The sequence below is a fragment of the Mesorhizobium sanjuanii genome, assembly GCF_002529485.1.
In the GTDB taxonomy this organism is placed as follows: Bacteria; Pseudomonadota; Alphaproteobacteria; order Rhizobiales; family Rhizobiaceae; genus Mesorhizobium; species Mesorhizobium sanjuanii.
Genome location: NZ_NWQG01000180.1, coordinates 20,342 through 30,635, shown reverse-complemented (window position 1 = coordinate 30,635; position 10,294 = coordinate 20,342). Strand labels below are relative to the sequence as shown.

At 63.8% G+C, this 10,294-nt stretch carries 9 protein-coding genes; 6 read left to right on the top strand and 3 right to left on the bottom strand.

All coding sequences use genetic code 11. The annotated features are described in order from the left end of the window. A partial coding sequence (locus CN311_RS24335; protein ID WP_097576222.1) for a type 1 glutamine amidotransferase occupies window positions 1–516 on the bottom strand: 516 nt, incomplete at its 3' end. An 88-nt stretch (window positions 517–604) separates the two neighbouring features. Here CN311_RS24335 and CN311_RS24330 point away from each other — a divergent pair. The 4 genes from CN311_RS24330 to CN311_RS24315 all read left to right on the top strand — a co-directional run bounded on the left by CN311_RS24330 (window position 605) and on the right by CN311_RS24315 (window position 4,698). Further along, a complete protein-coding gene (locus tag CN311_RS24330) occupies window positions 605–1,246 on the top strand; it encodes a hypothetical protein (protein ID WP_097576221.1) in 642 nt (213 codons plus the stop codon). A gap of 31 nt (window positions 1,247–1,277) precedes the next feature. Then, window positions 1,278–2,012: a 16S rRNA (uracil(1498)-N(3))-methyltransferase gene (locus tag CN311_RS24325; protein ID WP_097576220.1), complete on the top strand. Its 735-nt coding sequence runs from the start codon at window positions 1,278–1,280 to the stop codon at window positions 2,010–2,012. 217 nt (window positions 2,013–2,229) lie between these two features. Next, window positions 2,230–3,603 (top strand): glutamate--cysteine ligase, encoded by a 1,374-nt coding sequence (locus CN311_RS24320; RefSeq protein ID WP_097576224.1) that lies wholly within the window; start codon window positions 2,230–2,232, stop codon window positions 3,601–3,603. Window positions 3,604–3,705: 102 nt separating this feature from the next. Then, window positions 3,706–4,698, top strand: a complete 993-nt coding sequence (locus tag CN311_RS24315; RefSeq protein WP_097576219.1) for a DUF937 domain-containing protein — start codon at window positions 3,706–3,708, stop codon at window positions 4,696–4,698. A gap of 178 nt (window positions 4,699–4,876) precedes the next feature. Here the strand turns inward: CN311_RS24315 and CN311_RS24310 are convergent, their stop codons facing one another. After that, window positions 4,877–5,164 (bottom strand): DUF1127 domain-containing protein, encoded by a 288-nt coding sequence (locus CN311_RS24310; RefSeq protein ID WP_097576218.1) that lies wholly within the window; start codon window positions 5,162–5,164, stop codon window positions 4,877–4,879. Window positions 5,165–5,340: 176 nt separating this feature from the next. Between CN311_RS24310 and CN311_RS24305 the strand changes: the two genes are divergently transcribed. Then, window positions 5,341–6,297: a LysR substrate-binding domain-containing protein gene (locus CN311_RS24305; protein ID WP_097576217.1), complete on the top strand. Its 957-nt coding sequence runs from the start codon at window positions 5,341–5,343 to the stop codon at window positions 6,295–6,297. Window positions 6,298–6,382: 85 nt separating this feature from the next. Here the strand turns inward: CN311_RS24305 and CN311_RS24300 are convergent, their stop codons facing one another. Continuing rightward, window positions 6,383–8,599: a bifunctional diguanylate cyclase/phosphodiesterase gene (locus CN311_RS24300; protein ID WP_097576216.1), complete on the bottom strand. Its 2,217-nt coding sequence runs from the start codon at window positions 8,597–8,599 to the stop codon at window positions 6,383–6,385. Between the two features lie 118 nt (window positions 8,600–8,717). Here CN311_RS24300 and xseA point away from each other — a divergent pair, with 118 nt between their 5' ends. Continuing rightward, entirely contained in the window at window positions 8,718–10,292 is a 1,575-nt protein-coding gene (gene xseA, locus CN311_RS24295; protein ID WP_097576215.1) for an exodeoxyribonuclease VII large subunit, read from the top strand. The last annotated feature ends 2 nt before the right edge of the window (window positions 10,293–10,294 follow it).

The following is a 10,294-nucleotide window of genomic DNA, read 5'->3' as shown; positions in this document are numbered from 1 at the left end:
GCCGTAGACCGCGCGGCCGATGCGGAACGCCTGGTTCTCGGCGACGTCATTGCCGGCCAGCCGCACGGCGTTTTCGGGCAACGCAAACGTGTCGTCATGCCACTGGAAAATGGGAAAGTTCTCAGGCAGCGCGCCGAGCACCGGATCGACCTTGGCATCGGGCGTCAGCGAGACGCCACACCAGCCGAATTCATTGGCCGCGCCGATCCGGTTCTCGCCGCCGAAGGCGCGGGCGACCAGCTGGCTGCCGAGACAGATGCCGAGCACGGCGCGGTCCTTGCCGGCGAAATCGCGGGTCAGTTCGAGCAACGCGGGAAAATAGGGATAGTCGTCATCGGCCAGCGCATTCTGGCCGCCGCCAAGCACCACCATGGCGTCATGCTGGGCGGCATCCTCCGGCAGGGCTTCGCCCTGATAGGGGCGGCGCAGATCGAGGTCGGCTCCCGCTTCAGCAAGGGCGGCGCCGACCTGGCCAAGGCCGGTGTTGTCGTAATTCTGGACCACCAGCACCCGCATGGAAGAAACCTGCTGACATGAAAATGATGTCACGAGCGATATCATGGCGCCGGCGTTTCAGCCAAGATGCGTATTCGGGGAGAAAGCTATGCCACTGCAGAACCGCGTCGATCCGTTCGGCGCCATCCACGCCGTGCCCGAACGCGGCCTGTTCACGGGCAATCGCGGCATCATCCATGACCCCGAGACGAAGACGCTGCTGAAAAAGCGCTGGGCGTTGCAGGCCTGGATCATCTGTGTGTGCCAATTCCGCGATGTCAGGCGCGAGCCAATGGGCCGCAACCGGAATGGCGGCAAGGCCGGCTGGACCGAGTTGTTTTTCCTCGATGAAGTGACGGCGCTCGCTGCCGGGCATCGGCCCTGCTTCTTCTGCCGGCGCGAACGAGCCACGGATTTCGTCCGGCGCTTCGGCGAAATCTTCTCCATAGCCAAGCCACGCGCGCCACAGGTCGACAAGCGGCTGCACAAGGAGCGGCTGGCCTCGGGTGGGCGACCGCAGGCGGTGGATGAGCTTGCCGGGCTGCCGGACGGCGCCATGGTCACGGATGGTGCCAGGGCCTACGCGCTGCGCGGCGGCATGGCATTGCGCTGGTCGTTTGCCGGCTATGACGAAGCGGTGGAGTTCGATCGCTTTGCCGGCCGTCCGCTCGGCCTGCTTACGCCGGCAACCACTCTTTGCGTGCTGAGGCAAGGCTACGAACCGGTCTGGCATCCCACCGCCGAGGCTTGACGGCAACGGCCGGCTCGCCCATTCCTCGACGATGCGCGCCAATTACAAGATGCAGCGGCTGTTCGTGCCGAACGACCTCGGACCCGACATCGAGTTCGAGGCGAGCCCGCAGCAAAGCCACTATCTGATGCATGTGCTGCGGCTTGGGGAAGGCGCCGAAATCCTGTTGTTCAACGGCCGCGACGGCGAATGGTCGGCGGCGATGGCCGCCAAGTCGAAAAAGGCGGTGCGCCTGAAGATACTGGCCCCGCAGCGGCCGCAGCCGCCGTTGCCTGACCTCGTCTACTGCTTTGCACCGCTGAAGCAGGGACGGCTCGATTATCTCGTGCAGAAGGCGGTCGAGATGGGCGCCGGCATCCTGCAGCCGGTCATCACCCAGCACACGCAAGTGGCAAGGCCCGGCATCGACCGCCTGCGCGCCAACGTCGTCGAGGCCGCCGAACAATGCGGCATATTGGCGGTGCCGGAGTTGCGCGAAGCGGAAAAATTCGAACGCTTGCTCAGCAACTGGGACAGAGAGCGGCGGCTGATCTTCTGCGATGAGGACGCTTCGACCAACAATCCCCTGCCAGCGCTGCAAGGGTTGAGAGAAAGCAAGCTCGGGCTGCTGGTCGGGCCGGAAGGCGGCTTTTCCGACGACGAGCGCAAGATGCTGCGGGCGCTGCCTTTCGTCACCGCCATTCCGCTCGGGCCCCGCGTCCTGCGCGCCGACACGGCCGCGGTGGCCGCCCTTGCGGTGATACAGGCGACGGTCGGCGATTGGTGAGACCAGCCATGAATCAATTCCTCTTGACCTGTGGCTCAGGATTTTTCTCTTGATCGGCTACTGACATTTCGTCCATTTAGCGCCGGCGGTCATCCGGCCGCCTACAGCACTGCTGCGTCCTTTCGGACGCGCAAAGGACGCTGTAGCACTTGATTGGGCACATGATCCTTTCCGAAAATCGAAGCTGATTTTCGGGGTCATGTGCAAAGGACTTGTCATGGCGCGCGACACAACCGATTTCCGGCCCATCGAAGGCGTCGACGAGCTTGTCGAGCATCTGGCCGAAGGCAACAAGCCACGCGACAAATGGCGCATCGGCACCGAACACGAGAAATTCCCGTTCTATGTCGACGGCAACGCGCCGGTGCCCTATGGCGGCGAGCGCGGCATCCGCGCCATCCTCGAAGGCATGCAGGAAAAGCTCGGCTGGGATCCAATCATGGACGCCGGCCGCATCATCGGCCTGGTCGAGCCGACCGGCCAAGGGGCGATTTCGCTGGAGCCCGGCGGCCAGTTCGAACTGTCCGGCGCGCCGCTGGAAACGATCCACCAGACCTGCCGCGAGGGCAATGCGCATCTGGCGCAGGTGCGCGAGATAGCCGAGCCGATGGGCATCCGGTTCCTCGGCCTCGGCGGCAGCCCGAAATGGTCGCTGGCCGAGACGCCGAAAATGCCGAAGTCGCGCTACGAGATCATGACGCGTTACATGCCCAAGGTCGGCAGCAAGGGCCTCGACATGATGTATCGCACCTGCACCATCCAGGTTAACCTCGACTTCGAGAACGAAGCCGACATGCGCCGCAAGATGCAGGTGTCGCTGAAGCTGCAGCCGCTGTCGACGGCGCTGTTCGCCAACTCGCCTTTCACCGAAGGCCGACCCAACGGATTTCAGAGCTGGCGCGGCGACATCTGGCGCGATACCGACAATCAGCGCTCCGGCCTGCTGGAATTCTGCTTCTCGCCCGAATTCGGCTTCGCCGACTATGTCGAATGGGCGCTCGACGTGCCGATGTATTTCGTCATCCGCGACGGCCACTATCATGACATGACGCACGTCACCTTCCGCCAATTCATGGGGGGTGTCGCCCGCAACGAGATACCGGACGGGCTGCCGACAATGGGCGACTGGGCCAACCATCTGTCGACGCTGTTCCCCGACGTGCGCCTGAAGCGGTTCCTTGAAATGCGTGGCGCCGATGGCGGGCCGTGGCGGCGCATCTGCGCGCTGCCGGCCCTCTGGGTCGGGCTGCTCTATGACGAGGCTGCGCTCGACGCGGCCGAAGCGCTGACCTCGAACTGGACCTATGAAGAGGTGCTGGCGATGCGCAACGCCGTGCCGGAGCAAGGCATTTCAGCGCCCTTCCGCAACACGACCTTGCGCGAGATCGCCCGCGACGTGCTTGTCATTTCACGCATGGGACTGAAGAACAGGGCCAAGAAAAACCGCGACGGCTACGACGAAACCACCTTCCTCAACACATTGGATGAAGTCGTCGCGCGCGGCACCACCAGCGCCGAAGAGCTGCTCTCCGCCTATCATACGCGCTGGGGCGGCTCGATCGAGCCGGTGTTCATGGAATATGCGTATTAAGGTTTCGCTATCCGCCCGGCCGACTGCTCGGCAGAAGTCGCTTCAAACAGTCATGGAAACGAACTAGACTTCTCCAACGAGGATTTTCTCGAGGAGAAATCAATGCCTTCCTTGTTCGACATTCTGGCGCAGGCCCAGAACGGCAACGGCATGCAGGCCCTGGCCCAACAGTTTGGGCTTTCGCAGCAGCAGACGCAGTCGGCGGTCGAGGCGCTGCTGCCGGCCTTCTCACAAGGGCTGAAACGCAACACGGCCGATCCTTACGGGCTCGGCTCGTTCATGACGGCGATGGCCAGCGGCCAGCACGCCAAATATTTCGAAGAAGCAAGCCGGGCCTTCTCGCCGCAGGGCGTCGATGAAGGCAACGGCATTCTGGGCCATCTGTTCGGCTCGAAGGATCTGTCCCGCGCCGTTGCCAGCCAGGCCGCGCAGGCGAGCGGCGTCAGCCAGCAGATCCTGCAGCAGATGCTGCCGGCCGTGGCTTCGATGATGATGGGCGGACTGTTCAAGCAGACCACAAACCAGATGCAGGCGGCAGGCGGCTTCGGCGGTGGCGGCAATCCGCTCGGCGAGCTCATCGAGCAGATGATGCGGCAAGCGGGCGGTGGCGCCCAGGCCCCACAGCAACGCCAAGCGCCGCAGCCTGCCAACCCGGCCGACAATCCGCTTGGCAAGGTGCTGCAGGATATGTTTGGCGGTGGCGGCCAGCAGCCGCAAGGCCAGCCCCAGCAGACACAGAACCCGATGGGAGACAATCCGCTCGGCAAGGTGCTGCAAGACATGTTCGGCGGCGGCGCGCAGCAGCCGCAGCGCCAACCACAGCAGACACCCGATCCCTATGGCGACAATCCGCTCGGCAAGGTGTTGCAGGACATGTTTGGTGGCGGCCAAGGGGGCGGCATGGCTGGCGGGCAGCCGGCGCCGCAACAGCGCCAGGCGCCGCAGCCGGCGCCCAATCCGAGCGGCAGGCCGAGAAACCCATTCGACGATCTGTTCGGCAAGATGTTCGAGACGGGTGCGCAGCAGCGCGACGACTACCAGAAGGGCATGGAGTCGATCTTCGACCAGTTCAAGCAGGGAATGGGTCGGCGGTAGTCGCCCCCACAAAAAAGAAAGCCCGGTCCTGGAGGGACCGGGCAGGATGCAGGCAGGCCGGCGGGGAACCGGCAGGGAGTGGGAGCCTGCATGAACCTTGGTCGCCTCTACCTTTGAAAAGGTTCACGGCGACCGAAACTGAATGCAATCAGCCAATGCGATCGAGCACCTTGGGCGATCAGGCCACCTTGCGGGCCAGATCCTCGATCGTGTCCGCGCGGTCGGTGGCGATCGCGCGCAACCTGACCGTCGGGTCGCGGCCGAACGGCACATTGGCGACGTGCAGGTCGGCGCGCGTCAAGCCGATATCGGCGAGTTCGGCGTCCGACATCTCGCCAAGGCGATAGAAGGCGCGGCGGTTTATCCAGGCGCGGTAGGCATTGGCGACCGCATTGGCCACGCGCGTCGCAACGGCCGGACGCGTGGTGATGCGCGAGGTCTCGGTGGCGAATTCGAACGTAGCCATGTCAATCTCCTTCGGAAGCGAACGGGCAAAACCATGCGATCGGCGCCGGGAAAGCGCCGTTTCGGTCCGGATTCACCTGCGTTCATGTGGACAATCGAGAATTTGCCACGATACGATTGATTAATCCAACGAATGTTTCTAATCTTTGACATCAACATCAGTGATGGATTGGACCGATGAAATCGCCTCTCGATCTCGATCAATTGCAGACCTTCATCTCGATTGCCGACACCGGCAGCTTTACGCGCGCAGCCGAAGAAGTGCACCGCACCCAGTCGGCGGTGTCCATGCAGATGCGCCGGCTCGAGGAGCGGATCGGCAAGCCGCTGTTCGAGAAGGACGGGCGTACCAACAGGCTGACCGAGGAAGGCGACAGGCTGCTTTCCTATGCAAGACGGTTGCTGTTCCTCAACCGGGAAACGCTGGCCGCCTTCGACGACCGGCGGCTCGAAGGCACGATCCGCATCGGCACGCCGGACGACTATGCCGATCGCTTCCTGCCCGAGATCATGGCGCGGTTCGCGCGCTCCAATCCGCGTGTCGAACTGACGGTGATCTGCGAGCCGACGCCGGGGCTCGTCGAGCATATCAAGCGAGGCAATCTCGATCTGGCCCTGGTGACGCACAATGATGCGCATGGCCAATCGGAAGTGGTGCGGCGCGAGCCGTTGCTGTGGGTCACCTCGGCCAACCATGCGACGCATGAGCAGGATGTGCTGCCGATGGCCTTCGGCCGGCCGAACTGCATCTGGCGGCGCGCCGCCGTCGACGTGCTCGACCGGCAGAACCGCGACTATCGCATCCTGTTCACCAGCTTCTCGGCAACCGTCATCACCGCCGCGGTGCTGTCCGGCCTGGCGATCTCGGTGCTGCCGGAATGCGCGCTCAGGCCCGGCATGCGGGTGCTGGGCGACGCCGACGGGTTCGGCGCCCTGCCCGATTGCCGCATCGGCATCATGCGCGGCCAGACATCGCGGCCGGAGATCGTCGAGGCGCTGGCCCGCCATATCTCGGAAAGCCTGGACAATATTTCGGTGCCGCTCGGCGAAGAGGCGGGAAGCTTCGACTTCGCCGCGCTCGCCTTTGCGAAGATGAAGCGGACCAAGCCGAACCAGATCCTGCCGGGCTGGTAAGTTCTCTCTGTTTTAGGCATGGAGTCTTTCCAGAAGCGCCAGGCACCCCGGGCTCAAGCCGAGGGCATGCTTTTGGGCCGCCTTGTCAGGCGTGGGCGATGGCATGCCCGCTTTGGTCACCGGTCGACAGGCCCGGAAGGGTGAGCAACTGGGTTGTCTCCAGCGGTGGCGACAGCAGGTAACCCTGCAATTGGTGGCAGCCCATGCCGACGAGCTGCATTTTCTGTTCCTCTGTCTCGACACCTTCCGCAGTGACTTCGACCTTGAGGGCGACGGCGAGGTCGATCAAGGCCCGCACGATCGCCGACGAACTGCCGTCGCCGTCGTCGAGGAGGCGCACGAAAGAGCGGTCGATCTTGAGCTTGTCGATAGCATGGCGGCGCAGATAGCTCAGTGACGAATACCCCGTGCCGAAATCATCGAGCACGATGCCGACACCAGACTGCCGCAGGGCAGCCAAAGCCATTCTTGTGGCATTGCTGCTTTCCAGAAGAACGCTTTCCGTGATCTCGATCTGCAGGCGCTTCGGCGCCAGCCCGGTTTCCCTGAGAATCGACGCAACCTGCTCGGCAAAACCGAAGTCGCGCAATTGCAGCGGTGACACATTGACCGCTACCCAGGGCAATCTGGTGCCAATGGCGAACCGGCAGGCCTCGTACAACACCCATTTGCCGAGTTGACCGATCATGCCACGCTCTTCCGCGATGGCGATAAATTGCGCCGGCGGCAAAGCGCCATGGACCTCGTGCGCCCAGCGGATGAGTGCTTCCGCGCCGAGGATCGTCCTGCCATCGGCTGCAAAGATCGGCTGATACACCAGTTTGATGCCGGTTCCCCCATTCAGGGCATTGCGAAGCTCGCTCTCGACCTTGCGTTTGCGCAGCAGAAGATCGTCCATGTCGCCGGCGAATACCTGATAGCGGCCACGACCGTTCTTCTTGGCCTCGTAAAGAGCGATGTCGGCCTTGCGCAGCAAATCGTCGGAGTCGACATCGGGACCCGACGAGATCGCAATCCCGATGCTGGCGCTGACGAAGACCTGATCGTCCATCAGCTTGAAGGGTTCCTGCAGCCTTTGCAGAAGCTGTTCCGAAATATCCTCGGCGGTCCTGATATCGCGGATATCGATCAGGATCAGGGCGAATTCGTCGCCGCCGAGCCGCGCCACCGTATCGATTTCGCGAATTGTCTGCTGGAGCCTGGCCGCGGTCTGGCGCACGAGTTCGTCACCGGCCGGATGGCCAAACGTATCGTTGACATGCTTGAAGCGGTCGATATCGAGGTAAAGCAGCCCCACCCTGGCCTTGTCGCGACTGGCTGTCAGGAGGGCCTGCCGGAGCCTATCCTCGAAAAGAGCTCGATTGGGAAGGCCCGTAAGCGTATCGTGAAAAGCCAGATACTGGGCCTGGTCCTGGCTGGTCTGCAACGCGAATGAGGCCCGGCGAAGACGTCGCAACAGGAAGGCCAGCACGCTTGCGGCAAGCAACGCGCCGATGACCAGTGCCGGCCCCGCCTTGCGCACCAGCGTCAGGCCAGGACGCTCCTGGTCCCAGCCGATATAACCCAGAATGACACCATGCGAATCCATCAGCGGAATGGCGGCCGAGCTGATCGGTTGCGACAATGGCAGCTGACGGGCGCCCGCCAGCAGATACTTCTCCGCTATCTTGCCGACAACGGCATCATTGATGAACTCTATTGAAACATGGAGATATTCGCTGCCCGGTGCCTGGGTGACGCGGTCCGAACTCGGCACCAGCGGCATGACGCTGAGGATGGCAGGCTTGCCACCAAGCGACACCAGATCCTCGGCGAGCAATTTGACCGGACCGCTGGCCTGGTTTTCATTCGGCGGCTGGCTGATCAGTTGGCGCAGTCTTTCGACGGTCGGTTGAATGGCCGATTGGTCCTCGCGATACGCGCTCGGCGGCACCAGCTGTCCTTCGTGCATCGCATGAACCGGCCGGTTGGCGGCGTCCAGAACATAGATTCGGTTGTGCCCGTAGTAGGAATACATCCAGACGCTGATATTCTCGGCCATCCACTCCTGGTTGCCGGCCTTGGCGTTGATGACGGAATCGTCCCATACGGCGATGCTCTCCTGCTCGCGCTCCACCGCTGCGATCTGGTCCTGAAGGCCATTGGCGAAGAAGATCTTTTGCCGCTTGAGAGAAGCTCGGTCCGCCTGCATCATGGCGTAAAAGCCGAAGCCTACGACCATGGCCAGCGCAAAAGCGGCGAGCGCCAGCACGGTCAGAGTGACGTGGAACGTCAATGGGCTGCGGTTTACACGTGCGCTCATGCGTCGTGGGCACCTCCTTGCCGCAGAGTCAACCAAATCAGGCTTAAGATGACGTTATGCAATCAGCCATGACGGGGAACGCCTTGACGCGGGCGGGCAACCGCCCCTCAATCGGTCCATGAGCGACGCTGCATCCGAATCACGCACCAACGCCACCGAATACACGGTGAGCGAGATTTCCGGCGCGCTGAAACGCACGGTCGAGGATGTCTTCGGCCATGTGCGGGTGCGCGGCGAAATTTCTGGCTATCGCGGGCCGCATTCTTCCGGCCATGCCTATTTCGCGCTGAAGGACGAACGCGCGCGGCTCGATGCGGTGGTGTGGAAGACCACGATGAGCCGGCTGAAGTTCCGCCCCGAGGAAGGCATGGAGGTGATCGCCACCGGCAGGCTCACCACCTATCCGGGAAAGTCCAACTACCAGATCGTCATCGACAATCTCGAGCCCGCCGGCGCCGGCGCGCTGATGGCGCTGCTGGAGGAGCGCAAGCGCCGGCTGCAGGCAGAAGGCCTGTTCGATGCCGGGCGCAAGCGGCGGCTGCCTTTCATGCCGCACGTCATCGGCGTCATCACCTCGCCGACGGGTTCGGTCATCCGCGACATCATCCACCGGATCAAGGACCGGTTTCCGCTGCATGTGCTTGTCTGGCCGGTCAGGGTGCAGGGCGAGACGGCGGGCGCGGAAGTGACCGCCGCCGTTAACGGCTTCAACGCGCTGGCATTGGATGGCGCCATCCCGCATCCCGACCTGTTGATCGTGGCGCGCGGCGGCGGCAGCCTTGAGGACCTCTGGGGTTTCAACGACGAAGCCCTCGCCCGCGCCGCCGCCGCCTCGCGCATTCCGCTGATTTCCGCCGTCGGCCACGAGACGGACTGGACGCTGATCGACCTGGTGGCGGATGTGCGGGCGCCAACGCCGACGGGTGCAGCCGAAATTGCCGTGCCGGTCAAAGCAGACCTCGAAGCGACGCTTGCGGGTCTCGGCGCGCGGCTGAAGGCGGCCGCTTCGCGCAATTTCGAACGCAAGCGGCAGGCTGTGCGCGCGGCCGCGCGTGCGCTGCCCTCGCCCGACCAGCTGCTGGCGCTGCCGCGCCGCCGCTTCGACGAGGCGACAAGCCGGCTCGGCCGGGCGCTGTCGGTCAGCATCGAGCGCAAGCGGGCCAGGCTTCAGAGCCAGCGTTTGACGCCGGCCACCCTGTCGCGACGCATGAACGAGGCCCGCACGCTCACCGGCCGCGATCTCGCCCGCGCGCAGGCTGCCTTCTTCGCCATCGTACGCGAGCGGCGAGCGCGGTTTTCGCGCAACGCGGCGCGGCTGTCGCCCGCGCCGATCGCAAGGCGGCAGAAATTGCAGGCGGATGCGCTGACGAGGCTGACGCGGCGACAGGACCAGGCGATTTCACGGCGGCTGGACCGCCTGCGCGGGCAACTGACCCAGGCCGACCGGCTGCTGGCGACGCTGTCGCACAAGGCCGTGCTGGCGCGTGGCTTCGCGCTGGTGAAGGACGCCGACGGCACGGTCGTCAAGCATGCGGCGGAAGTGGCGCCGGGAATGGCGCTTTCGCTGGAGTTCGCCGACGGCGCGGCGGATGCCATTGCGACCAGTGGCACGGCAAGTCCGGCAAGACCGAAGGCAATTACGAGACCGGCCGCCAAATCCAGGGAGCCTGGCAACCAGGGTTCCCTGTTCTGAAC